The sequence below is a fragment of the Nocardia sp. NPDC057353 genome (assembly GCF_042667085.1).
Taxonomy (GTDB): domain Bacteria; phylum Actinomycetota; class Actinomycetes; order Mycobacteriales; family Mycobacteriaceae; genus Nocardia.
Genome location: NZ_JBHVAK010000011.1, coordinates 97,417 through 119,675, shown reverse-complemented (window position 1 = coordinate 119,675; position 22,259 = coordinate 97,417). Strand labels below are relative to the sequence as shown.

Genomic DNA, 22,259 nt, shown 5'->3' with positions numbered 1-22,259 from the left:
CGCCCCCTATTGACGACCACCGCCCTCACCCACTAGAACTGAATTGAATCCAGTTCAATTCGAACGGCCAACCCCTCCGAGAAAGAGGCCCACCATGGTTGACACCGACCACATCGTGCTCGAGAAGGACGGCGACGTCGCCCGCGTGTGGCTGAACCGCCCGCACAAGAAGAACGCGGTGACCGTCGAACTGCTGCACCGGCTGGACGAGATCATCGTCGAGGTCGACAACGACCCGAACCTCAAGGTCCTGGTGCTGCGCGGCCGGGCCAACACCTTCTGCTCCGGCTTCGACCTGGACGAGCTGCGGGAGAACTACGTCGGCAAGACCAACGCGATGGACGTCGCGGTGCTCTCGGCCAAGGTCTGCGACCGGCTGTACTCGATGAACACCCCGTCGGTCGCGGTGCTCGAGGGGTACGTCACCGCGGGCGGGTTCGAGCTCATGATCTCCTGCGACTTCGCGGTCTCCGCGGACGACGCCAAGATCGGCGACTTCCACATCCGGCGCGCGCTCTTCGGCGGCGCGGGGCCGATCTACCGGCTGCCCCGGATGATCGGCATCCGCAAGACCAAGGAGCTCATGCTCACCGGCAAGCTGCTCTCCGGCACCGAGGCCGCCGCCTTCGACCTGATCAACGCCTCCGCGCCCGCCGCCGAGCTGGACCAGCTGGTCGCCGACTTCATCGCGCCGATCGTGGACAAGAGCCCCTTCGCCATGAAGCTCACCAAGATGACGATCGACCGCGGGCTGGACGCCGACATCCAGTCGCTCATGGTCATGGAGCACCTCGCGGTCGGCAACGCGCTGCAGTCCGAGGACGCGCGCGAGGGCGTGAACGCCTTCCTGGAGAAGCGCGAGCCCAAGTGGGTCGGCCGGTAGATCTCGTTTCGATCCGAGAGGGGATGGACATGGGTGAGCCGGTTCTGCACGGCAGCCGCTGCACCGTCTGCGGCACCGTCGGTTTCCCGGCGAGCGCGCGCTGCGCCCGCTGCGCGACCCCGACCGCCGAGCCGCTCGCGCTGAGCCGCACCGGCGTGGTCTGGGCGTACACGGTGCAGCGCTTCGCGCCGAAGTCGCCGCCCTACGTCCCGCCCGCGACCGGCTTCGCCCCGTACGCCGTCGGGTGGGTCGAGCTGCCCGACGGCGTCAGGGTCGAAGGGATCATCGACGTCCCCCGGGACGCCGGTCCACGCGGCGCCGCACCGACCGGCGCGAACAACCCGGCCGGCGCCGCTTCCATAGGCGCAGATCAGTCGAGCGGCGCGGCAGCGCCGGGCGATATACGCGGTAGCGACCGCTTCGCCCGGCTCGACCGGGCAGCGGTCCGTCTCGTCGCCGTCGACCCGGTCCCCCGATTCACCATCACCGAGGAAGGCCCCGAATGAACGTCTCGATAGTCGGCGCCGGCCTCAGCAAATTCGGCAGGCAGCCGGGAACAACCGGCCGTGAAATGGCCGTGACCGCCATCAGCGCGGCACTGCAAGACGCCGACCTGACCTGGCCGGACATCCAGGTCGCCTTCGGCGGCAGCGACTCCTCCGGCCTCGCCGACACCCTCGTGTCGGAACTCGGCCTCACCGGCATCCCGTTCACCAACGTCCGCAACGGCTGTGCGACCGGAGGCAGCGCCCTCTACGCCGCGGTCAACGCGGTGAAAGCGGGCGCCGCCGAGATCGCCCTCGCGGTCGGCTTCGACAAACACCCCCGCGGCGCCTTCGACCCCACCCCGGCCGAATGGGGCCTCACCGACGGCTACGGCTCCGAAGGACTCATGGTCACCACCCAGTTCTTCGGCGCCAAGATCAACCGCTACCTCCGCACGCACGGCATGAACCCCGCGGTGCTCGCCGACATCGCCGCCAAGGCGTACCGAAACGGGTCCAGGAACCCGAACGCCTGGCGCCGGGAGGCGATCCCCGCCGCCGAGATCGCCGCGGCGGAGATGGTGAACGACCCGCTCACCAAGTACATGTTCTGCTCCCCCGGCGAGGGCGCCGCCGCCATCGTGATCGCCGCCCCCGGGGTCGCGAAGAAACTGGGCCGCGCGGTCCGGATCGACGCGATCACGCACCGCACCAGGCGCTTCGGCTCGTTCGAGGTGTTCGGCCCCTCGGTGCAGGGCACCGGCGAGCCGACCAGCGTCAGCACCGACGCCGCCGCGGCCGCCTTCGAACAGGCGGGCATCGGCCCGGACGACGTGCGGGTCGCCCAGCTGCAGGACACCGAGAGCGGCGCCGAGCTCATGCACATGGCCGAGTGCGGCTTCTGCGAGCACGGCGCGCAGGAGAAGTGGATCGCAGCAGGCGAGACCGAGATCGGCGGCAGGCTCCCGGTGAACACCGACGGCGGCTGCATCGCCAACGGCGAGCCGATCGGCGCCTCCGGCCTGCGCCAGGTGCACGAGATCGTCACCCAGCTGCGCGGCGAGGCGGGCGAGCGGCAGGTGCCGAACGCGCCGCGGGTCGGCTTCACCCACGTCTACGGCGCGCCCGGCATCAGCGCCTGCACCGTGCTGACGGTTTGAACCGAGTGGTGACCCCAGCACCGCGCCACCGGCACCGGTTCGACCGGGCACCGCGCGGCACGGCAACGACGAGCGAGGACCGCGCACCGGCCGACCGGCACCGAGCGGCCCGCGCCAGGAAGGACAAGCAGTGACGCAGACCGCGCCCGACCTGGGCACCTTCACCGAGCAGGCGCGCGGCTGGCTGGCAGGCATGGCCGCGCCGCGCACCGCGAGCACCTGGGGCGCGGGCGACGACTCCGTGGCCGTCTTCGAGAACTGGACCGCCGCCGAGGAGCGCGCGCACACCGACCGCATCCGCGGCTACGAGCAGGCCAAGTTCGACGCGGGCTGGTCGGCGCTGAACTGGCCCGCCGAGTACGGCGGCCGCGACCTGCCGATCTCCTACGTGCTGGCCTTCCGCCGCACCGAGGAGGAGTTCGACGTCCCGCGCCGCACCGAGATGTTCTCGGTCACCCAGCAACTCGTCGCCCCGACCATCGCCCAGTGGGGCACCCCGGACCAGCGCGAACGCTGGGTCCGGGCCATGCTCCGCACCGACCTCATCGCCTGCCAGCTCTTCTCCGAGACCGAGGCGGGCTCCGACCTGGCCGCCGTGCGGACGAAGGCCGTCCAGGACGCGGACGGCACCTGGACCCTGGACGGCCACAAGGTCTGGACCTCGGGCGCGACCGTCGCCGACTACGGCGTCGCGGTCTGCCGCACCGACCCGACCGTCCCGAAGCACGCCGGGCTCACCGTCTTCCTGGTGCCGATGGACGCACCGGGCATCACGGTCCGCCCGATCCGGCAGATGACCGGGGGGACCTCGTTCAACGAGGTCTACCTGGACGGGGTCCGGCTCACCGACGAGCACCGGCTCGGCCCGGTCGGCAAGGGCTGGCCGGTCGCGCTGACCGTGCTCGCCGCCGAGCGGCTGGACGGCGGCAACCTCGGCCTGGCCAATGCCGACCGCGCGGTCGAGCTGGCCCGCAACCTGGGTCGCGAGCTCACCGACCTGGAGCGCGACCGGGTCGCCGACCTGGTCACCCGCAGCTACGTGCAGCGCATCGGGAACATGCGGGTGGCCGCCGCCGTCGTGGCGGGCGACGACCCCGGCCCGGAGGCCTCGCTGGGCAAGCTGCTCGCCACCGACACCATGGCCCGCACCTCCGAGGTGGCCAGGCTGCTGCTCGGCCGCGAGCTCGGCGCCGACTCCGGCGCCTGGGGCCGCTACGCCTGGACCGAGCACCTGCTCGGCGCCCCCGGCTACCGCATCGCGGGCGGCACCGACGAGATCCAGCACAACATCATCGCCGAGCGGGTGCTCGGCCTGCCCAAGGAGCCGCGCCCGTGACCACCACCAGTGCCGTGCCGTCCGCGAGCAGCGAGGCGGGAAGATGAGCGCCGCGCCCGTGAGCACCGTGGAACCCAGGGTCGCCGAGCGCTTCCGCGCCGAGCGCGGCGAGCCGGTGACCGGCTTCGAGCCGCTGCTCGGCGGCCACTCCGGCCTCACCTACCGGGTCACCACCGACCGCGCCCGCTACGTGGTCAAGGCGGTCCCCGACGGCCGCACCCCGATCGGCAGGCACGACATGCTGCGCCAGGCCAGGATCATGCGCGCCCTGGCCGACACCGCGGTCCCGGTGCCGCGCATCGTGCTGGAGGACGCCGACCAGCCCGCCTGGTTCGCCATGGAGCTCGTCCCCGGCGAGTCGCTGGAGCCGGTACTGGACGACCCCGCGGTCGAACCGGAGCTCGCCGCCGCCCGCATGCGCCGGGTCGCCGACGTGCTCCCCCTGCTGCACGACGTCGACCCCGCGCGCATCACCGACCCCGGCGAAACCCTCACCCCCGCCGACGAACTCGCCCGCTGGGCCCGCACCATGAACGCCGTCCCGCCGGATCTGGTCGCGGGCGGGCAGCACCTGCTCGACCTGCTCGCCAGGGACATCCCGGCCCCGATCGATCCGGTCCTGGTGCACGGCGACTACCGCCTCGGCAACATCCTCTGCGCGGGCACCGAACCCGCCGCGCTCATCGACTGGGAGATCTGGAGCGTCGGCGACCCCAGGGTCGAGCTCGGCTGGTTCCTGGTCTTCACCGACGGCGGCAACTTCCCCGGCGTCGGCCGCGCGGTGCCCGGCCTACCGACCGCCGCCGAGCTGGTCGAGCGGTACCGCGAAAAGCGCGCGCTGCCCGGCGACCTCACCTGGTTCGACGCGCTGGGGCGGCTCAAGATGGCCGCGATCATGGGCCACAACCTGCGCAGGCACCGCGAGGGCAGGCACCACGACCCGGACCAGGAGAAGCTGCCCGCCACCATCGACCGGCTCATCGCCACCGGCACCGCGCTGCTGGCCCGCTGATCCCGAGGACACCCATGGACTTCTCCTACTCCGCCCGCACCGACGAACTGCTCGACCGGCTCGAGCTCTTCATGGCAACGCACGTCTACCCGGCCGAGCCGGTCTACGACGGCCAGATCGACGCCGCCGCGAACCGGCACGAGCAGCCCGCGATCATGCGGGAGCTGCAGGCGAAGGCCCGCGAGGCCGGGCTGTGGAACCTGTTCATGACGCACGGCGGGCTCGGCGCCGGGCTGACCACCCTGGAGTATGCCCCGCTGGCCGAGGTCATGGGCCGCTCGATCATCGGCAACGAGGTCTTCAACTGCTCCGCGCCGGACACCGGCAACATGGAGATCCTCGCGCTCTACGGCACCGAGGCGCAGCGCGACCAGTGGCTGAAACCGCTGCTGGACTGCAGCATCCGCTCCGCCTTCGCCATGACCGAGCCCGCGGTGGCCAGCTCGGATGCCACCAACATCACCTCCACCATCCGGCGCGACGGCGACGAGTACGTCCTGAACGGCCGCAAGTGGTACATCTCCGGCATCCTCGACCCGGACTGCAAGCTGATCGTCTTCATGGGCAAGTCCGATCCGGACGGCCCCACCTACCGGCAGCAGAGCATGATCCTGGTCCCGGCCGACGCGCCGGGCATCGAGGTGCTGCGCGACCTGCCCATGTTCGGCTTCCACGACCGCCTCGGCCACGGCGAGGTGCAGTTCACCGATGTCCGGGTGCCCGCGGAGAACATGCTCGGCACGGCGGGTGACGGCTTCGCCATCGCCCAGGGCAGGCTGGGTCCGGGCCGGATGCACTACGCCATGCGGGCCATCGGCATGGCCGAGCGCGCGCTGGAGCTGCTCTGCCTGCGCGCCCGCGACCGGGTCGCCTTCGGCGGGCCGCTCGCCGAGCGCGGCGTGGTCCGCGAGTGGATCGCCCGCTCGCGCATCGAGATCGACCAGATCCGGCTGCTGACCCTGAACGCCTCCTGGCTGATGGACACCAAGGGCAATGCCGCCGCGCGCTCCGAGGTGGCGGCGATCAAGGTCTCCGCCATGGAGGTCGCGCACCGGTGCGTGGACCGGGCGGTGCAGGCGTACGGCGCGGCCGGGGTCAGCAACGACACCGTGCTCGCCCGCATGCACGCCATCACCCGCGCGCTGCAGATCGCGGACGGCCCGAACGAAGTCCACCTGCGCACCATGGCGCGCCTGGAGATGAAGAAGTACGCATGACGAATCAGGATCTGCATGGCAAGGTCGCGCTGGTCACCGGCGCCAGCCGCGGGCTGGGGCTGGCCATCGCCCGCGGGCTGCTCGACGCGGGCGCGACGGTGGTCGTCTCCAGCCGCAAGCTGGAGGCCTGCGAGCGCGCGGTCGCCGAGCTCGGCGCGGGCGCGCACCCGCTGGCGCTGCACGTCGGGCAGTGGGACACCATCGAACCTGCCGTGGACGGCATCATCGCCGAGCACGGCTCGCTCGACATCGTGGTGAACAACGCGGGCATCGCGCCGCTCGCGGAGAACCTGCTCGCCGTCGGGGAATCGCTGTGGGACAAGACCATCGAGGTCAACCTCAAGGGCCCGTTCCGGCTCATGGCGGTGGCGGGCGCGCGGATGGCCGCGAACGGCGGCGGCGCGATCGTCAATATCTCCAGCATCGGCGCCGAGCGGCCCAGCCCGCCGGAGGCGATGTACGCCGCCGCCAAGAACGGGTTGAACGCGCTGACCAGGGCCTTCGCCCAGGAGTACGCGCCGAGCGTCCGGGTGAACTGCGTCCTGCCCGGCGGCTTCGCCACCGATATGGCGGAGAACTGGGACGACGAGTTCGTCGGCAAGATCGTGGACCGGCTGCCCGCCGGGCGGCTCGGCAGGCCGGAGGAGATCGCCGGGCTCGTGGTGCACCTGGCGAGCGACGCCGCCGGGTACACGACCGGCGCGCTCATCCCGGTCGACGGCGGCCGCACCGCGGTCTACTGAGAGGGGTTGCCGTGCTGGAAACGCTCTTCGGGCTCGAGGGCAGGGTCGCGGTCGTCACCGGGGCCTCGTCCGGGCTCGGGATCGGCTTCGCCCGCACCCTCGCCGGGGCGGGCGCCGTTGTCTACGCGGCCGCGCGCAGGCTGGACAGGCTGGAAGAACTCGCCGCGAGCGAGCCGCGGATCGTCCCGGTGCGCTGCGACGTCACCGACGACGCCGACCGCAGGGCACTGGTCGACCGCTGCTACGCCGACGCCGGGCGGCTGGACATCCTGGTCAACAATGCCGGGCGCCCCGGCCCGCCGTTCGCCGAGCAGGAGACCGCGAGCGAGTTCGCGGCCATTCTGGAGCTGAACCTGCTGGCCGGGTTCCACCTCGCCACCTACGCCGCGGGCCGGGTGCCGGAGGGCGGGCGCGCCTCGTACATCAATATCTCCTCGGTGATCGGGCTGGTCTCCACCGCGCCGATCGGCGGGGCCAGCTACGCCGCCTCCAAGGCGGGCACGCTCGGGGTCACCAGGGAGCTCGCCGGGCAGTGGGGGCGGCGCGGGATCCGGGTCAATGCCGTGGTCCCCGGCTGGTTCGATACCGAGATGACCGACGGGCTGTTCCAGAACGAGAAGTCCGCGGGCTGGGTGCGGCGCAACACCATGCTCGGCCGCGGCGGGGTCGCGGGCGAGGTCGACGGCGCCGTGCTCTTCCTGGCCTCGGACGCCTCCTCGTACGTCACCGGGCACACCCTGGTGGTCGACGGCGGCTGGACGGCGCGCTGATGCTCGCCGTGCAGCTCACCCGCTGGGGCGCCGCGCCGGAGCTGCGCGAGGTCCCGGTGCCGCGCCCGGCCGGGCGCGAGGTGCTGCTCCGGGTCACCGCGGCCGGGCTGTGCCGCTCCGACCTGCACGTCATGGACTCCTCCGGGGCGGTGTTCGGGTATCCGCTGCCGCTCACGCTCGGGCACGAGGTGGCGGGGATCGTCACCGAGGTCGGGCCGGAAGCCGATGCGGCGCTGGTCGGGCAGGCCGTGGTGGTGCACGGCATCTGGAGCTGCGGCGCCTGCCGCAACTGCCTGCGCGGGCGGGAGAACTACTGCCTGACGCTGCGGCCGGGGCCGGACGGGCGGCTGGTTCCGCTCGGGAACGGGCTCGGGCACCCCGGCGGGCTCGCCGAGTTCCTGCTGGTCCCCGACGGGCGGCACCTGGTCCCCGCGCCCGGGTTGGCTCCCGAGCACGCGGCCCCGCTCGCCGACGCCGGGGCGACCGCCGTGCACGCGGTCCGGGAGAACCTGGACCTGATCGACGCCGCCACCGTCGCCGTCGTGATCGGCGTCGGCGGCCTCGGGCACCTCGCGGTGCAGATCCTGCGCGCCGATGGCGTCCGGCGGATCGTCGCCGTCGACACCCGTGCCGAGGCCAGGGAGCTCGCGCTCGCACTCGGCGCCGAAAGCGCGGTCGCGGAGCTGTCCGCCGTGCGGCTCGGCCCGGCCGACGCGCACCCTGCCCCGGCCGACACAGGCCCCCCGTCCGCCGGTGCGGCCCGCACTTCGGCGCAGGCCGAGGATCCGGCCCCATCGCTCGACGGCGGCGCCGACCTGATCCTCGACTTCGCGGGCGTCCCGCAGACGGTCGGCCCTGCGCTGGAACTCCTCGCCCCCGGCGGCCGCCTGGTCCAGGTGGGCAGCGGCGGCGGGCGCGCCGAGGTCGGCAAGGACCTCGGGCTCGCCCCCGGCTGGCGGGTCTCCGCCCCCTTCTGGGCGACCCGCGCCGACCTCGCGCACGCGGTCCGGCTCGCGACCGAGGGCGCGCTGCACACCAGCGTCGAGACCTTCCCGCTCGCCGACGCCCCGGCCGTCTACGCCCGGCTGCGCGCGGGCGAGATCACCGGACGAGCCGTGCTCGTCCCCTGAAATCCGCCGCCTCCCGACCGGCTCGTGATACGACGAGGAAGAGACGATGAAACTTCTGGCGAAAGAACTGATCGAGCGGGCCGGGGACACCCCGGACCGCCCCGCGGTGCTCGACGAACTCGGCACCCACACCCTCGGCGCGGTCGCGGCCGCCGCCGAGCAGCTGGCCGCCCGCATCGCCGCGCTGCACGACGGCGCCCCGACCGTGCTCATCCAGGCCGACAACACCTGGCGCACGCTGGCCGCGGCGGTGGCGGTCGGGCTGCGCGGCGGCGTCGTCGCGGTCTTCAGCCCGCACGCCACCCCGGCCGAGTTCGAACTCGCGGTCGCCGACATCGCCCCGGACCTGGTCGTCGCCGAGCCGCAGGCACTGGAGCGCTGGGCCGTCCCCGCCGCGACCTTCCCGGTCGCGGACGCCGCCTTCGGCACGCACGAGCTGCGCGCCCGCCCCGGCCCGTTCGGCGACGTCGCCCGCTGGCGCGGTGGCACCGCCATCGCCATGACCTCCGGCTCCACCGGCCGACCGAAGTGCGTGGTGCAGTCCGAGGAGGCCATCCGCTATGCCTGCGCCCGCACCATCGAGGCGGTCGGGCTGCGGCCGGGCGAGGCGGTCGGCGCCTTCGTCCCGCTTTCCAGCGTCGCCGCCTTCTGCTTCGGCATGTACCTGCCCGCCTTCCTCGGCGGGCACATGGTCTGCCGCAGCCGCTGGTCCCCCGCCGACGCGCTCACCGCCATGGCCGAGCACCGGGTCGCCTGGACCATGCTGGTCCCGACCATGGCGCTGCAGCTCTCCGTGGTCGACGGCTCGGCGGGCACGCTCACCACCATGCGCGCCATGACCATCGGCGGCGGCCCCATGAACGAGCGCGCCCTCGCTACGGCGGAGGAGCAGCTCGGCACCACCTTCCTGCGGGTCTTCGGCATGTCCGAGTGCCTCGGGCACACCACTCCCCGGCTCGACGACCCGCCGGGCATCCGGCTCGGCCGGGACGGCAGGCCGTTCGCGGGCACCGTGGTGCGCGCCGTCGACGAGGCCGGAAATCCGCTGCCGCCGGGCGAGATCGGCGACGCGCAGGTCCGCGGCCCATCGCTCTTCGTCGGTTATGCCCGCGCCGGGGCGCCCGTCCCGCCGGAGCTCACCCCGGACGGCTTCCTGCCGACCGGGGATCTGGTCGAGGTGGCCGCCGACGGCTCCATCCGCGTGATGGGGCGGCAGAAACAGATCATCATCCGGGGTGGGCGCAATATCGACATCAACGAGGTGGAGGCCGCGATCGCGGGGTTGCCCGGCATCGTGCAGGTCTGCGTGGTCCCGATCCCCGACGACCTGCTCGGCGAGCGCGCCGCGGCGCTCGTCGTCACCGGCGGCGCGCCGCTCGGGCTGGCCGAGGTCACCGCAGCGCTGGCGAACTCCGGCTTTCCCAAGTTCAAGTGGCCGGAGTACCTCTTCACCGTCGACGACCTGCCGCAGAACCGGGTCGGCAAGCTGTCCCGGCCCGATGCCGTGCGCATGGCGACCCGACTCGCCACTTTTGACCCGAGTTCATCTCAGGCGCGGTAGAGTTGCTCAATTCACCACCTAGCGACTGGGGGCACCGCTGATGACCGTCGATACCGGAACGCGCCGAGAGAGTCCACGCTCCAAGCGGAGCAATATTCTCGCGGTCGCGATCGAGCAGTTCGGCCGCGTCGGGTACGACCACACCAAGTGGGCGTCGATCGCGGACGAGGTCGGCATCGGCCAGACCGCGCTCTACCACTACTTCGAGTCCAAGGCGCACTGCCTGCTCACCATCATGCGGCTGGAGCTGGCCGATTCGGTCGAGCGGTTCGACGTCGCGACCGACGGCGTCGACGACCCGGCCACCGCGCTGCGCGCCGCCGTCGCGGGCGCGCTCGCCGCCACCCCGAGCGACGCGCTGCAGCGCCGCATCCTGCAGAACCACATGGACCTGCTGGCCGCGCCCCGACAGTCGGAGAAGGAGGAGGCCGAGCGGCTGCGCTCGCGCGAGCTGGTGCAGGAGATCGAGGCGCGCTGGACCGGGCTGGTGCAGCGCGGCATCGAGTCCGGCGACTTCGCGGGCGACGACCCGCGCACCCTGGGCAGGCTGGTGCTCGGCATGATCATCAGCGTCTGGCGCTGGTACCGCCCGGACGGCCCGCTCACCCTGGACCGGATCATCGAGACGGTGAGCGACGCCGCGGTCCGCGTGGTCCGCAAGTAACCCGGCCCGCCCCGGAAATTCCGGGGCCGCCGCTACCCATCGAAACAGAACAGAATTCAGGTTAGGAGTACGGATGTACAACCTCATGGTGCTCGCCGCCCGCCCCGGCGACTGGACGCACGAGCAGTTCATCGAGTGGTGGCGCGGCGAACACGCCGAGGTGACCTACCCGCTGCCCGGGCTGCTGCGCTGGCAGCACACCGAGATCCTGGACAGCGCCGATGAGCGCTCGGCGGGCTGGGACGGCCTCTCAGTGCTCAGCTTCGCCGACCGCGCCGCGCTCGACGCCGCGCTGGCCAGCCCCGAGTGGAAGGCCGCGGTCGAGCACGTCGGCAGCATGCGCGGCCGCAGGATGATCTGGTTCGGCGACGAGCAGACCCTGGTGCCGCTCGCCGACCCGGCGCCATGACCTGGGCCGAGCCCGGCTGCCACCCCGTCGCGGACGGGGTCTTCCGCGCACCACTCGCGCTGCCGCAGGACGGGCTGCGCGCGGTGAACGTCTACGTGCTGGAGACCGACGCCGGGCTCGCCCTGATCGACGGCGGCTGGCACCGCCCCGACACCTACCGCGAGCTGAGCAGCGCGCTCGCCGGCATCGGCAGGCGCCCGGACGAGATCCACGACGTCTTCGTCACGCACATCCACCGCGACCACTACACCTTCGGCGTCGAGCTGCGCCGCCGCCACGGCTGCCGGGTCCACCTCGGCGTCGGCGAGGCGCCCGGGCTGGCCGCGCTGCGCCGCCTCGGCAGCAATGTCCCGGAGAGCTCGCTGCGCGAACTCCGCCGCGCGGGCGCCGCCGACCTCGCCGCCGCCGCCAGGGAACTGACGGTCGACGAACCCTTCGACGCCGCCGACTGGGCCGACCCCGACACCTGGCTCACCCCCGGCCGCATCGACCTCCCCGGCCGCCCCCTGCACGCCATCGCCACTCCCGGCCACACCAAGGGCCACCTGGTCTTCCACGACCCCGCCGCGGGGCTGCTCTTCACCGGCGACCACCTGCTCCCCACCATCACCCCCAGCATCGGCTTCGAACTCGGCCCGTGGGACCTCCCGCTCGCCGCCTTCCTCGACTCCCTCGCACTCTGCACCGCCGCCGAGACCGACAACGTCATGCTCCCCGCGCACGGCGCCCCCGGCGGCAGCACCGCCGCCCGCGCCCGCGAACTCCTCGCCCACCACGAGCGCCGCTTCGCCGAGATCCGCGCCGTCCACACCGATGCCGCCACCGCACTGCAGCTCGCCAGCGTCCTGCCCTGGACTCGGCGCCGCCGCGCCCTCGCCGAGCTTGACACCTTCAATCGCATGATCGCCGTCTGCGAAACCCTCGCCCACCTCGACGTCCTGGCCGCCAGGGGTGCGGTGCGGGTCGCGGAGCGCGACGGAGTGGATATCTTTCGCCCTGCGCGCTGAGGACCGGCCCGTCCTCGAGCCGGGCCAGCCGCCGCAGCCGGGGTCAGGCGGCGGTCCAGCCGCCGTCCACGTAGAGCTCGGTGCCGGTGATGTAGGTGGCGTCGTCCCCGGCCAGGAAGGCGACGGCGGCGGCGACCTCCTCGGCCGCGCCGAGCCTGCCCATGGGCGTGCCGGCGAGCATGGCGGCGTGCCGCTCACTGCCCTGGAAGCGTTCGAGCAGCTGGGCGGTGCCGATGAAGCCGGGGTGGACGGAGTTCACCCGGACCCCGGCGCACGCCCAGTGCAGCGCGGCGTTCTTGGTCATGGTGCGCACGGCCCCCTTGGCGGCGGCGTAGGCGAGGCTGTTGCCGAGCCCGCCGACGGTGCCGAGGATCGAGCAGAGGTTCACGATCGAGCCGCCGCCGGAGCGCTCGATGAGCGCCCCGGCGTGCTTCATCCCCAGCCAGGTGCCGGTCTGGCTGACCGCGATCACCCGCTCGTAGCGGGCCAGCTCCTCGTCGACGACGCTGCCGATACTGCCGATGGCGCCATTGTTGACCAGCGCGTCCAGCCCGCCGAAGCGGTCGGAAACGGCGGCGCACAGCGTTTTCCATGCTTCTTCGTCGGCGATGTCCAATGCCAGCGCCGTGTGCCGCCCCGGGGCGGGCAGGTCGGCGAGCACCCGCTCGCACGGCTCGGCGTCGAGGTCGGTGGCGACCACCACCGCCCCCTCGGCGGCGAGCCTGCGCACGATCTCCACCCCTATCCCGCCGCTCGCGCCGGTGACCAGCACGACCTTGCCTTCCAGCCGGGTCTCGCCCGCAGCCATACCGTCCCTCTCAGATCAGAGCTTGCTCAGCACATTGCGCCCGCCGACCGCCATGGCCGCGGCGACACCGACCGTCGTCACCGCCGTCATGAGCAGCGCCATCGCCGCCACCAGCGGGTACGAGCCGTTCTGCCAGAGGTCGAAGAGCAGCGTGCCCATGACCTGCGTGGTCGAGGCGCGGACCAGCAGCGAGGCGGCGAATTCGTGGGTCAGCAGGATGAACATGAGCGCGACGGCGCTCAGCACCGTCGGGCGCATGAGCGGGAGCATGACCCGCAGCGTGGTCACCAGCGGCGATGCCCCGCTGGTGGCGGAGGCCTCCGAGTAGGTGTTGCCGAGCGCCAGCATGGCGGTCATCTGCATGCGGGTCGCGAAGGGCAGCATGAGCACGATGTAGACCAGGATGATCACGGTGCGGGTGCCGTAGAGGATGAACGGCGGCTCGGTGTAGGTGAGCAGGAAGCCGACGCCGAAGATGACCGCGGGGATGCCGAGCGGCAGCGCGGTGATCAGGTCGCCGAGCAGTGCGAGAATCCGGAAGCGCCTGCCGCGCACCAGCAGCGTCGCCATGACGTAGCCGATCGGCACGCAGATCAGCACCGCACCGAGCGAGGTCGAGACGCTGGTGAGCACCGACTCCACGATGGCCGAGTTGGAGCCCAGCGTGCGGAAGTTGTCCAGCGTCAGCATGTCCCACGTGAGCGAGCCGGACCAGTACGGCGTGAGCGAGACGATCACCAGCCCGGCCAGCGGCACCACCAGGGCGAGCAGCGCGTACCCGATGAGCGTGAGCGCGGCCCAGGTGCTGCGGCCGCCGGAGGGCGCGAACGCCTTGCCCCCGTGCGTGACGAAGCGGGTCTGGTTGCCCAGCAGCACCTTCTGGATCAGCACCAGCGCGATGCCGAGGATCACCAGCGGCGAGCCCGCGGCGGCCGCGGCGGCGAAGTCCGAGGGCGATTCCGAGACCCGGCGGTACATCTCGGTGGTCAGCACCTGCACGCCGTAGTTCTGTCCGAGCAGCAGCGGCCCGGTGAACTGGCCGAGCCCGAGCAGGAAGGCGATGCCGCCGCCGTAGATGAGCGAGGGCCGCAGCAGCGGCAGCACGATGGTGAAGAAGATCCGGAACGTCGACGACCCGCTGGTCTGCGCCGCCTCCAGGTGCTCGGCGCCGATGTTCTGCATGCCCGCGCTGACGAACAGGTACACGAACGAGGTCAGCCCGAAGCCGGTCAGCACGATGATCCACGGCACGGTGTAGACGTCGACCGGGCCGGAGTCGGTCCCGCTCCACCAGGGCAGCTCGCGCAGCAGCACGTTCAGGTAGCCGGGGCCCGGCGAGAGCAGGAAGGCCCAGCCCACCACGTTCGCCACCGCGGGCAGCACGATCGGCAGGATCGGCACGATGCGCAGGAAGCCGAGCCGGTCCGGCAGCCTGCTCGCGGCGAAGGCGAGCAGGGTCCCGAGCACCATGGCGATCACCAGCGAGCCGAGCGCCAGCGCGACCGTGGTGCGGATGGTCTCCCCGATGTCGTAGCGGCCGTACTGGTTGCGGTACCCCTGGCCGCCGTTCTCGAAGGCCAGCGCCTGCAGCCGCAGCATCGGCAACACGACCAGGTAGGCCAGCACCGCGAGCAGCGCCAGGTAGCCGAGGCGCTGCCGCCAGCCGTCCGGCAGTGCGAAGCCGCGGCGCGCGGGCGGCGGCTCGACCGGGTCGGCGGTGCGCACCGGCGTGTCGAGGGCGGTCATCGCGGATCCCCCGCGGCGACGGTGGCGCGCTCGACGGCCGCGGCGCCCGCGGCCGGGAACACCCGCAGCGCGGCGGGCGAGAAGCTGATCAGCACGGGTGCGCCGGGCGCGCTGTTGCGCAGCGCGGAGCCGTGCTCGGCGGCCGGGGCGCGCAGCGTCAGCCGCGAGCCGCCGGTCTCGACCGCGACGTCGTAGTGTCTGCCGCCGTACTCGTACCCGGCCAGCTCGGCGTGCAGCGCCACATTGCCCAGCGGCACCTCGCCCGCCGACCCGTGCAGCAGCAGGTCCTCCGGGCGCAGCCGAGCCACCGCGGCATCGCCCCGATCCGCCCGATCCCGCACCACGGCGTGCGCCAGGTCCACGGAATCGCCCGCGGCCGTGCGCCACCCGTCGTGGTCCCGGAGCAGCTCCAGCCGGTTCGCCATCCCGATGAAGGCGGCGACGTACTCGGAGACCGGGTTCTCGAAGACCCGCTCCGGGGTGTCGTACTGCTCGATCTTCCCGGCCTTCATGATGGCGAGCCGGTCACCGAGCGCGAACGCCTCGGACTGGTCGTGCGTGACGAAGACGGCGGTGAAGCCGAGCCGCTGGTGCAGCTGGTGGATCTGCGAGCGCACCTGGTCGCGCAGCCTGGCGTCCAGGTTGCTCAGCGGCTCGTCGAAGAGCACCAGGTCGGGCGCGGCGACCAGCCCGCGCGCCACCGCGACCCGCTGCTGCTGCCCGCCGCTGAGCTGGGACGGGTACCGGTCGAGCAGCTGCCCGCAGTCCACCATGTCGGCGGCGGCCTCGACCGCGCCGTCCGCGATGGCCTGCTTGAGCTTGCGGACCTTGAGCGGATAGCGGATGTTCTGCCTGACCGTCATGTGCGGCCAGAGCGCGTAGGACTGGAAGACCATGCCGATATTGCGCCTGTGCGCGGGCACGTTCACCCGGCCTGCCGCGTCGAAGACGGTGCGGTCCTTGAACCGGATGCTGCCGCCGCCGGGGTTCTCCAGCCCGGCCAGGCAGCGCAGCGTCGTGGTCTTGCCGCAGCCGCTCGGCCCGAGCAGCACCAGGAACTCGCCGTCGGCGATCTCCAGGTCGAGATGGTCGACGACGACATTCGATCCGTAGGTCTTGGTCAGACCGGAAACTGTGAACTGCGAACTCATCTCATGCCTTCTGGGGTTGCAGACGGGGGGTGCGGACGCCGGCGGCGATCCCGCCGTCGACGAGCAGGTCGGTGCCGGTGATGTAGCGGCTGTCCTCGCCTGCCAGGAAGAGCGCGGCCGCGGCCACCTCGGCCGGGGTGCCCCTGCGGCCCAGCGGGATGCCGCGGACGTAGGCGGCCACGTCGTCGTCGGCGAAGCCGGGACCCGCGGTGATGTCGGTCTCGATGCTGCCGGGGCAGATCGAGTTCACCCGGATCCCGCGCTCGGCCAGCTCCAGCGCGGCCACCCTGGTCAGCGCGCGTACACCGAACTTCGCCGAGCCGTAGGCGCCGAGCCCGGCGGTGGCGAGCACGCCGCGCACCGAGGAGACGGTGATCACCGCGCCGCCGTCGGCCATGGCGCTCGCCGCGGTGCGCAGCGCCAGGAAGGTGCCGACCAGGTGCTGGTCCAGCATCTTCCGGAACTGCGCCAGGCTGGTCTCGGCCAGCGGCGCCTTGAGCGCCGTGCCCGCGCAGTTCACCAGCACGCCGAGCCGGTGCCCGGCCCACGACATCTCCGCGACCACGGCGTTCCAGTCCTCCTCCGCGCCGACGTCCAGGTGCCGGTAGTGCGCGCCCTTCCCGATCCGGCGGGCCCGGTCGCGGCCCGCCGCGTCGTCCACGTCGGTCAGGTAGACGGTGCCGCCGCGGGCGGCGAAGAGCTCGGCGCAGGCGCCGCCTATCCCTCCGGCCGCCCCGGTGACCAGGACGCTCACGCCGCGCAGCGGCTCGGCGAGCTCAGCCATGACGAATTCCCCTTCGGTAGCCGGTGGTCAGCCCTGGAAGCGGCGCGACCACTCCTGCGAGTAGGCCGAGACCTTGTCCGGGGTGAGGTCGGCGGTCTCCGGCAGCGTGATGGTCTGCGCCTGCACCACCGCGCCGGGGACGTCGGGCAGCGCGGCCGCGTAGCCGGAGTTCAGCGCGGCCTGGCCCGCCCCGGTGACCATGAAGTCGACCAGCACCTGCGCGGCGTTCGGGTGCGGCGCCGCGCTCAGCGCGTGCGTGTACCAGGGCGTTCCCCACGGCGACTGCGGCAGCGCCCAGTTCACCGGCGCGCCCTGGGCGACCTCGGTGGTGAGCGGCTGCACCGACGGGGTCGCGCTGATCTCGCCGGAGGTGAGCGCCTGCGCGATGCCGAGCGCGCTCGGGTAGACCCGCGGCCGCAGCTCGGCCAGCCGCTCCCAGTAGTCGGCATCGTAGGTCTCGGCGTAGTACCGGTACAGGTCGACGTAGGAGGCGATGCCGGTCGGGTTGACGATGCCGATCTTGCCCTGGAACTTCGGGTCGAGCAGGTCGCGCGGGTCGCTCAGCCCCTCCGGGACGGCGGTGGTGTTCCAGCCGAGCGCGAAGACGGCGGCGCTGGTGAGCGCGAAGCGATCGTTCAGCACACTCTCGGCGGGGGTGTACTCCGGCGCGTCGAGGGCGGGGCCGACCAGCGCGGTGGAGTACTGGCCGGAGTCCGCGGCGTTCGAGATCCAGTTGGCGTCGGTGAGCATGTGCACGTCCGCGATGCCGCGGCCGGTGCGGTTCTCGGTCTCCACCCTGGGGTTGATGTCCGGGTCGGTGCCGCGCACGAACTCCAGGTCGATCTGCGGGTAGGCCGCCTCGAACTCCCGCTCCAGCACCTCGAGGTTGGCGGGCTTCTGGCTGGAGTACAGCATGACCTTGCCCTCGCCGTTGGCGGCGGCGACCACGTCTTCCCAGCTCCCGCCGACCGGGCCGCTGCTCGATGTACCGGAGCCACAGGCGGCCACGAGGGCGGCGGTGGCGAGGGTGGCGACCGCCGCGGCGGCTCTGCTCAGGGATCTCATGCGCGCTGTCTTCCCACGAACTGGTCGGGGGCTCCCGGCCAAACTGAACTGATGTCAGTTTGAGAACCTAAGTCGATTCGGCTGTGGTGTCAATCACCTTAGCGTGCACACTGTGAATTGAATCCAGTTCGAGGAGGACCTATGACGCCCGATCTCTCCGCCCCGCTGCACGTCGGCCCGCTACGGCTGGGCAATCGGATCGTCGCCACCGCGCACGGCTCGGGAGCGGTCGCGTACGGGCTCGCGGGCCCCGGCGACGCCGAGTACTGGCGGCGCTGCGCGGCGGGCGGCGCCGCCGCGGTGATCGCGGGCGGCACCGTGGTGAGCCCGGACTCGGCCAACCGCGCGGGCAATATCACCGAGGCCTGGCGACCGGCGGCGATCCCCGGGCTGCGGCGCCGGGCCGCCGCCATCGCGGCGGAGGGCGCGCTGCCGGTGTGCCAGCTGGTGCACCTGGGCCGGGAGACCCTGGGGGCCGAGCTCTGGTCGCACCCGGTCGGGCCGTCGGCGGTGCGCTCACCCCGCGAGCCGACCCGGCCGCGGGCCATGACCGAGGCGGATATCGAGCGGGTGGTCGCCGACTTCGGGACCTCCGTGCGGCACGCCGTCGAGGCCGGTTTCCCCGCCGTCGAGCTGCACGCCGCGCACGGCTACCTGCTGGCCCAGTTCCTCTCCCCCGCGAGCAACCACCGCGCCGACGCGGGCACCGCAGCGGGGCGGGCCGCGCTGCTGCTGCGGCTGCTCGCCGAGCTGCGCGGCGCACACCCGGAGCTGCTGCTCGGCGTCCGGGTCTCGCTGGAGGGCGCCGAGGAGGCAGGCTTCGACCTGCCAGGATTGGTCGAGCTGCTCGGGCTGCTGGACGGCTTCGACTACCTGAACGTCACCGCCGGGGTGCGCACCACCTACGTCAAGGACATGGCGACCGAGGCGCCGCCGCTGCTCGCCGCGCTCCCCCGGCTGCGCGCCGCCACCACCCGACCGCTGCTGGTCTCGCAGGCCTTCCGCGAGCGCGCCGAGCTGGCGGCGGCGCTGCGCGGCGGCGCCGACCTGGTCGGCATGGCGCGGCCGTTCATCGCCGACCCGGACATCGCGCGCAAGCTGCTGCGCGGCGAGGACCACCTGATCCGCCCGTGCGTCTCCTGCAACGAGGACTGCCGAGCCTTCACGCCGGTGCTGCTGTGCACGGTCAACCCGGAGCTCGCGCCGCCTGGAGCGGAGTTCCGCCCGGCCCAGCCCCTGCGTCTCACCCCGTTCCCCGGGCGGACCGGGCCGGGACGAGGCGGGACGGCCGCGGCGCACCCGTCGTCCGGAGCAGCGCAGGCACCGGCGCGCACCCCACGGGTGGCGCCTCCCGAGCCATCCGGACGAATGCAGGCGCCTGCGCGCCGGATCGCGGTGGTCGGCGCCGGACCCGCAGGGCTGGAAGCGGCCTTCCGCCTGCGCGGCTCGGACGTCACGCTCTTCGAGGCCGAACCGGAGCTCGGCGGCCAGCTCCGCCTCGCCGCGCTGGCCCCGCACCGCGCCGGCTGGACCCGCCTGCTGCGCTACTACGCCGCCAACCTCGACGGCGTCGAACTCGCCGTCGGCCACCGCGCCACCCCCGCCGACCTGGCCGAATTCACCGACGTCATCCTCGCCACCGGCGCCATCGAGGCCACGACACCCGGCGCCCACAGCACCACCGCCGTGCTGGCGGGCGCGGCCCGGCCGCAGCCGCGCGAGCACGTGGTCGTGGTCGACGACGGCTTCGGCTACTGGCCCGCGCTCGGCGCCGTCGACGCCGCGCTGGCGGCGGGCGCCGAGCGGGTCACCGTGCTGGTGCCAGGCCCGGCGGTGGCCGCGGGCATCCCGGCGGAGAGCCGGGTCCAGTGGCGCAGGCGGCTCCTCGGCAAGCCGGTGGAGTTCCGCGTCGAGACGACCTGCGCCGAGATCACCCCCACCCTGGTCGTCACCCGCGACCTGCTCTCCGGCCGGACCGCCGCGCTCCCGTGTGATCGCGTGGTCATCGCAGGCGAGCGCATCAGCACCCCGACCGCTCCCCTGCTGAGCGCGCTTCCGCAGGTCAGCGTGCAGGCGATCGGCGACGCGCTCACCCCGCGCCGAGTCGCGCACGCCATCGCCGAAGGGAGAGCTGCCGCACATTCGGTCTTGAACTGACTTCAGTTAATGTCTACTGTGATCGCCAGCACAACCGCCGACCCACCGCCCGAGGAGCAGCCCATGCAGACCATCACCACCGATGTGCTCGTGATCGGCGCGGGCATGGCCGGGCTCACCGCCGCCACCAGGGCGCTCGCCAGCGGTGGATCGGTGGTCGTGGTCGAGAAGGCGCCCGCGGTCGGCGGCTCCACGCTCTTCGCGGGCTATGCGTGGACCGCACCGGAGCACGCGGTGATGGACCGGGTGAACCCGGACGGCGACCCGGAGCTGCGCCGCGCCCTGGTCGACGGCTTCCCGGCCGGGTTGGAGTGGATCAGCGGGCTCGGCGTCGAACTCGGCCCCGCGGTCCCGATCCTGCGCTACGGCGTCGGCCACAGCTTCGATACGGCGCGCTACGTCGAGACCTGCCGCAGGCGGGTCGCCGCCGACGGCCTGCTGCTCACCTCGACCGAGCCGCTCGCGCTGCGGACATCCGGCGCCGCCGTCACCGGCGCGACCGTCCGCCTGCCGGACGGCACCGAGCGCGAGATCGCGGCCACCGCGACCATCATCGCCACCGGCGGCTTCCAGGCCGACCCCGAGCTCGCCGCCCGCTACATCCACCCGAACGCCGCCGCCATGCCGCTGCGCTCCAACCCGGTGAGCAGCGGCGGCGGGCTCCGCCTCGCGGAAGCCGCAGGCGCCGAGACCGGAACGCCGGGGACCGGCTTCTACGGCCACCTGGTCCCGACCGGGGTCGACTTCCGCGACCCCGCCGACTTCGTCGCGCTCTCCCTCTACTACAGCGAGCACGCGCTGCTCTTCGACCTGGAGAGCCGCCGCTTCACCGACGAGACGCTCGGCGACCACCTCACCGCCATGCGGCTGCTCGAGCGCCCCGAGGCGCGCGGCCTGCTGATCGCCGACGAGCGGGTCTACCGCGAGCACACCCTCGGCAGCTACGTCGCAGGCGCGGTCGCCATGGACCGGTTCGACCTCGCACTGCGCCGCGGCGGGCGCGGCGGCATCGCCGCCGACCTGGACGAACTCGCCATGCTGCCCGCCGAGTGGGGCTACGACGGCGCCGCCATCGCCGAGCAAATCCGCGCGGTCAACGCCGCGGGCGCCGCCGCGGCGCCGGGCAGGCTGCACGACCCCGCACCGCTGGACCGCGGCCCGTACTACGTGCTGGAGACCCGCCCCGCGCTGACCTTCCCGTTCCACGGCATCCGGATCACCCCGGAGGGCAGGGTGCGCGCCGCCGCGGGCGGAACCGTGCCCGGGCTCTTCGCCGCGGGCTCCGATATCGGCGGCCTCTATGCCGACGCCTACACCGGCGGGCTCGCCCCCGCGCTCGTCTTCGGCCTCGCCGCCGCCGACGCTGCGACCGCGGTGCCCGCCGCCTGATCCCCCTGTAAACCGCTCCACCCCTTCGAAGATGAGGAATACCCCTGTGTCCAGGTTCCGCAAGTCCGTCGTCGCCCTCGCGCTCGCCCTCACCGCAACCACGGTCGGCGCAGGTGCGGCGCAGGCCGCCCCCGACCTCTCCGTCGACGTCGCCCCCGGCGTGAACTACCGCGCCTACCACGACGGCACCGCCGCCGTGATCAGCATCGACTCCGGCTCGCTCATCGTGGAGAACGGCAACTTCCAGATCCGCGCCGCGAGCGGCGAGATCCTGGCCGGGGTGCCGCTGGAGTACAACTACGACGACATCGCCTTCCCGATCGAGGCCGAGATCGACGGCAACACCGCCCGGCTGACCCCGGTGCTGTCCATGGACCGCGCCCGCTACAACCCGGTCGCGCTGCCCTTCGAGGACAGCGCCCCCTGGAAGACCCCCTACGACCGCGAGGTCGCGGCCTGGACCAGGATGACCTCCACCATCTCCATGGCCTCCACCGTCAGCGCCGTCATCGGCGGCGTCGGCTCCGGCCTGATCGGCTGCGTGCTCGGCGGAATCGCGGGCACCGCGCTCACCGGCCCGCTGGCCACCCTGTTCGGCGCGGGCCCGATCGCGGGCTGCCTGATCGGCGGCGCCGCGCTCGCCCCGATCGGCACCATCGCCGGCGCGCTGCTGATCGGCGCCCCGGTCGCCATCGCCGCCTTCATCCAGTACTCGAACACGGTGAACGCGCCCTTCCCGGCGAAGTGAATTGACGCTCGACCGCTGCCCCCGCGCGAACCGT

At 72.8% G+C, this 22,259-nt stretch carries 21 protein-coding genes; 16 read left to right on the top strand and 5 right to left on the bottom strand.

The features are described from left to right. The first annotated feature begins 94 nt into the window (after positions 1–94). The 13 genes from ACFUUZ_RS08430 (at position 95) to ACFUUZ_RS08370 (ending at position 12,377) form a co-directional block, all read left to right on the top strand. Positions 95–883, top strand: a complete 789-nt coding sequence (locus tag ACFUUZ_RS08430; protein ID WP_378693877.1) for an enoyl-CoA hydratase/isomerase family protein — start codon at positions 95–97, stop codon at positions 881–883. Positions 884–912: 29 nt separating this feature from the next. Continuing rightward, positions 913–1,389 carry a Zn-ribbon domain-containing OB-fold protein gene (locus ACFUUZ_RS08425; protein ID WP_378693875.1) on the top strand — a complete coding sequence of 159 codons (477 nt, stop codon included), beginning with the start codon at positions 913–915 and terminating at the stop codon, positions 1,387–1,389. Beyond that, entirely contained in the window at positions 1,386–2,528 is a 1,143-nt protein-coding gene (locus ACFUUZ_RS08420; RefSeq protein ID WP_378693874.1) for a thiolase family protein, read from the top strand. Before ACFUUZ_RS08425 ends, ACFUUZ_RS08420 begins: the two co-directional genes overlap by 4 nt. A 193-nt stretch (positions 2,529–2,721) precedes the next feature. Beyond that, entirely contained in the window at positions 2,722–3,864 is a 1,143-nt protein-coding gene (locus ACFUUZ_RS08415; protein WP_378693935.1) for an acyl-CoA dehydrogenase family protein, read from the top strand. Positions 3,865–3,907: 43 nt separating this feature from the next. Next, positions 3,908–4,876, top strand: a complete 969-nt coding sequence (locus ACFUUZ_RS08410) for a phosphotransferase family protein (protein ID WP_378693872.1) — start codon at positions 3,908–3,910, stop codon at positions 4,874–4,876. A 14-nt stretch (positions 4,877–4,890) separates the two neighbouring features. Beyond that, positions 4,891–6,093 (top strand): acyl-CoA dehydrogenase family protein, encoded by a 1,203-nt coding sequence (locus tag ACFUUZ_RS08405; protein ID WP_378693870.1) that lies wholly within the window; start codon positions 4,891–4,893, stop codon positions 6,091–6,093. Beyond that, positions 6,090–6,836, top strand: a complete 747-nt coding sequence (locus ACFUUZ_RS08400; RefSeq protein ID WP_378693868.1) for an SDR family NAD(P)-dependent oxidoreductase — start codon at positions 6,090–6,092, stop codon at positions 6,834–6,836. Before ACFUUZ_RS08405 ends, ACFUUZ_RS08400 begins: the two co-directional genes overlap by 4 nt. Positions 6,837–6,847: 11 nt before the next feature. Next, positions 6,848–7,606, top strand: a complete 759-nt coding sequence (locus tag ACFUUZ_RS08395; protein WP_378693866.1) for an SDR family NAD(P)-dependent oxidoreductase — start codon at positions 6,848–6,850, stop codon at positions 7,604–7,606. After that, positions 7,606–8,736: an NAD(P)-dependent alcohol dehydrogenase gene (locus tag ACFUUZ_RS08390; protein ID WP_378693864.1), complete on the top strand. Its 1,131-nt coding sequence runs from the start codon at positions 7,606–7,608 to the stop codon at positions 8,734–8,736. The genes ACFUUZ_RS08395 and ACFUUZ_RS08390 overlap by 1 nt, the downstream gene beginning before the upstream one ends. Before the next feature lie 46 nt (positions 8,737–8,782). Then, the gene (locus ACFUUZ_RS08385) at positions 8,783–10,297 is read left to right on the top strand and encodes a class I adenylate-forming enzyme family protein (RefSeq protein ID WP_378693862.1); all 1,515 of its coding nucleotides are present in this window, start codon (positions 8,783–8,785) and stop codon (positions 10,295–10,297) included. A gap of 40 nt (positions 10,298–10,337) precedes the next feature. Next, on the top strand, positions 10,338–10,961 hold the full coding sequence (locus ACFUUZ_RS08380; RefSeq protein ID WP_378693860.1) for a TetR/AcrR family transcriptional regulator: 624 nt from the start codon (positions 10,338–10,340) through the stop codon (positions 10,959–10,961). 73 nt (positions 10,962–11,034) lie between these two features. Continuing rightward, a complete protein-coding gene (locus ACFUUZ_RS08375) occupies positions 11,035–11,370 on the top strand; it encodes an EthD family reductase (protein WP_378693858.1) in 336 nt (111 codons plus the stop codon). Further along, positions 11,367–12,377 (top strand): MBL fold metallo-hydrolase, encoded by a 1,011-nt coding sequence (locus ACFUUZ_RS08370; RefSeq protein ID WP_378693856.1) that lies wholly within the window; start codon positions 11,367–11,369, stop codon positions 12,375–12,377. The genes ACFUUZ_RS08375 and ACFUUZ_RS08370 overlap by 4 nt, the downstream gene beginning before the upstream one ends. A 43-nt stretch (positions 12,378–12,420) precedes the next feature. Here ACFUUZ_RS08370 and ACFUUZ_RS08365 read toward each other — a convergent pair whose 3' ends face one another. The 5 genes from ACFUUZ_RS08365 to ACFUUZ_RS08345 are packed head-to-tail and all read right to left on the bottom strand — an operon-like array spanning position 12,421 to position 17,931. Continuing rightward, positions 12,421–13,185, bottom strand: a complete 765-nt coding sequence (locus tag ACFUUZ_RS08365; protein ID WP_378693855.1) for an SDR family NAD(P)-dependent oxidoreductase — start codon at positions 13,183–13,185, stop codon at positions 12,421–12,423. A 15-nt stretch (positions 13,186–13,200) separates the two neighbouring features. Beyond that, positions 13,201–14,931, bottom strand: coding sequence for an ABC transporter permease (locus ACFUUZ_RS08360; protein ID WP_378693853.1), 1,731 nt, complete (start codon positions 14,929–14,931; stop codon positions 13,201–13,203). Further along, positions 14,928–16,082 (bottom strand): ABC transporter ATP-binding protein, encoded by a 1,155-nt coding sequence (locus ACFUUZ_RS08355; protein ID WP_378693851.1) that lies wholly within the window; start codon positions 16,080–16,082, stop codon positions 14,928–14,930. Before ACFUUZ_RS08355 ends, ACFUUZ_RS08360 begins: the two co-directional genes overlap by 4 nt. A gap of 1 nt (position 16,083) precedes the next feature. Beyond that, positions 16,084–16,866 carry an SDR family NAD(P)-dependent oxidoreductase gene (locus tag ACFUUZ_RS08350; RefSeq protein WP_378693849.1) on the bottom strand — a complete coding sequence of 261 codons (783 nt, stop codon included), beginning with the start codon at positions 16,864–16,866 and terminating at the stop codon, positions 16,084–16,086. A gap of 27 nt (positions 16,867–16,893) precedes the next feature. Beyond that, positions 16,894–17,931: an ABC transporter substrate-binding protein gene (locus ACFUUZ_RS08345; RefSeq protein WP_378693847.1), complete on the bottom strand. Its 1,038-nt coding sequence runs from the start codon at positions 17,929–17,931 to the stop codon at positions 16,894–16,896. A gap of 141 nt (positions 17,932–18,072) precedes the next feature. Here ACFUUZ_RS08345 and ACFUUZ_RS08340 point away from each other — a divergent pair, with 141 nt between their 5' ends. The 3 genes from ACFUUZ_RS08340 (at position 18,073) to ACFUUZ_RS08330 (ending at position 22,225) form a co-directional block, all read left to right on the top strand. Next, positions 18,073–20,088: an FAD-dependent oxidoreductase gene (locus ACFUUZ_RS08340; protein ID WP_378693846.1), complete on the top strand. Its 2,016-nt coding sequence runs from the start codon at positions 18,073–18,075 to the stop codon at positions 20,086–20,088. Positions 20,089–20,151: 63 nt separating this feature from the next. Then, positions 20,152–21,477: an FAD-binding protein gene (locus ACFUUZ_RS08335; protein ID WP_378693933.1), complete on the top strand. Its 1,326-nt coding sequence runs from the start codon at positions 20,152–20,154 to the stop codon at positions 21,475–21,477. 46 nt (positions 21,478–21,523) lie between these two features. Further along, the gene (locus ACFUUZ_RS08330; protein ID WP_378693845.1) at positions 21,524–22,225 is read left to right on the top strand and encodes a hypothetical protein; all 702 of its coding nucleotides are present in this window, start codon (positions 21,524–21,526) and stop codon (positions 22,223–22,225) included. Positions 22,226–22,259: the final 34 nt, after the last annotated feature.

Coding starts and splice junctions, on each gene's coding strand:
- ACFUUZ_RS08430 (WP_378693877.1), top strand. CDS start 95: ATGGTTGACACCGACCACATCGTGCTCGAGAAGGACGGCGACGTCGCC.
- ACFUUZ_RS08425 (WP_378693875.1), top strand. CDS start 913: ATGGGTGAGCCGGTTCTGCACGGCAGCCGCTGCACCGTCTGCGGCACC.
- ACFUUZ_RS08420 (WP_378693874.1), top strand. CDS start 1,386: ATGAACGTCTCGATAGTCGGCGCCGGCCTCAGCAAATTCGGCAGGCAG.
- ACFUUZ_RS08415 (WP_378693935.1), top strand. CDS start 2,722: ATGGCCGCGCCGCGCACCGCGAGCACCTGGGGCGCGGGCGACGACTCC.
- ACFUUZ_RS08410 (WP_378693872.1), top strand. CDS start 3,908: ATGAGCGCCGCGCCCGTGAGCACCGTGGAACCCAGGGTCGCCGAGCGC.
- ACFUUZ_RS08405 (WP_378693870.1), top strand. CDS start 4,891: ATGGACTTCTCCTACTCCGCCCGCACCGACGAACTGCTCGACCGGCTC.
- ACFUUZ_RS08400 (WP_378693868.1), top strand. CDS start 6,090: ATGACGAATCAGGATCTGCATGGCAAGGTCGCGCTGGTCACCGGCGCC.
- ACFUUZ_RS08390 (WP_378693864.1), top strand. CDS start 7,606: ATGCTCGCCGTGCAGCTCACCCGCTGGGGCGCCGCGCCGGAGCTGCGC.
- ACFUUZ_RS08385 (WP_378693862.1), top strand. CDS start 8,783: ATGAAACTTCTGGCGAAAGAACTGATCGAGCGGGCCGGGGACACCCCG.
- ACFUUZ_RS08380 (WP_378693860.1), top strand. CDS start 10,338: ATGACCGTCGATACCGGAACGCGCCGAGAGAGTCCACGCTCCAAGCGG.
- ACFUUZ_RS08375 (WP_378693858.1), top strand. CDS start 11,035: ATGTACAACCTCATGGTGCTCGCCGCCCGCCCCGGCGACTGGACGCAC.
- ACFUUZ_RS08370 (WP_378693856.1), top strand. CDS start 11,367: ATGACCTGGGCCGAGCCCGGCTGCCACCCCGTCGCGGACGGGGTCTTC.
- ACFUUZ_RS08365 (WP_378693855.1), bottom strand. CDS start 13,185: ATGGCTGCGGGCGAGACCCGGCTGGAAGGCAAGGTCGTGCTGGTCACC.
- ACFUUZ_RS08360 (WP_378693853.1), bottom strand. CDS start 14,931: ATGACCGCCCTCGACACGCCGGTGCGCACCGCCGACCCGGTCGAGCCG.
- ACFUUZ_RS08355 (WP_378693851.1), bottom strand. CDS start 16,082: ATGAGTTCGCAGTTCACAGTTTCCGGTCTGACCAAGACCTACGGATCG.
- ACFUUZ_RS08350 (WP_378693849.1), bottom strand. CDS start 16,866: ATGGCTGAGCTCGCCGAGCCGCTGCGCGGCGTGAGCGTCCTGGTCACC.
- ACFUUZ_RS08345 (WP_378693847.1), bottom strand. CDS start 17,931: ATGAGATCCCTGAGCAGAGCCGCCGCGGCGGTCGCCACCCTCGCCACC.
- ACFUUZ_RS08340 (WP_378693846.1), top strand. CDS start 18,073: ATGACGCCCGATCTCTCCGCCCCGCTGCACGTCGGCCCGCTACGGCTG.
- ACFUUZ_RS08335 (WP_378693933.1), top strand. CDS start 20,152: ATGCAGACCATCACCACCGATGTGCTCGTGATCGGCGCGGGCATGGCC.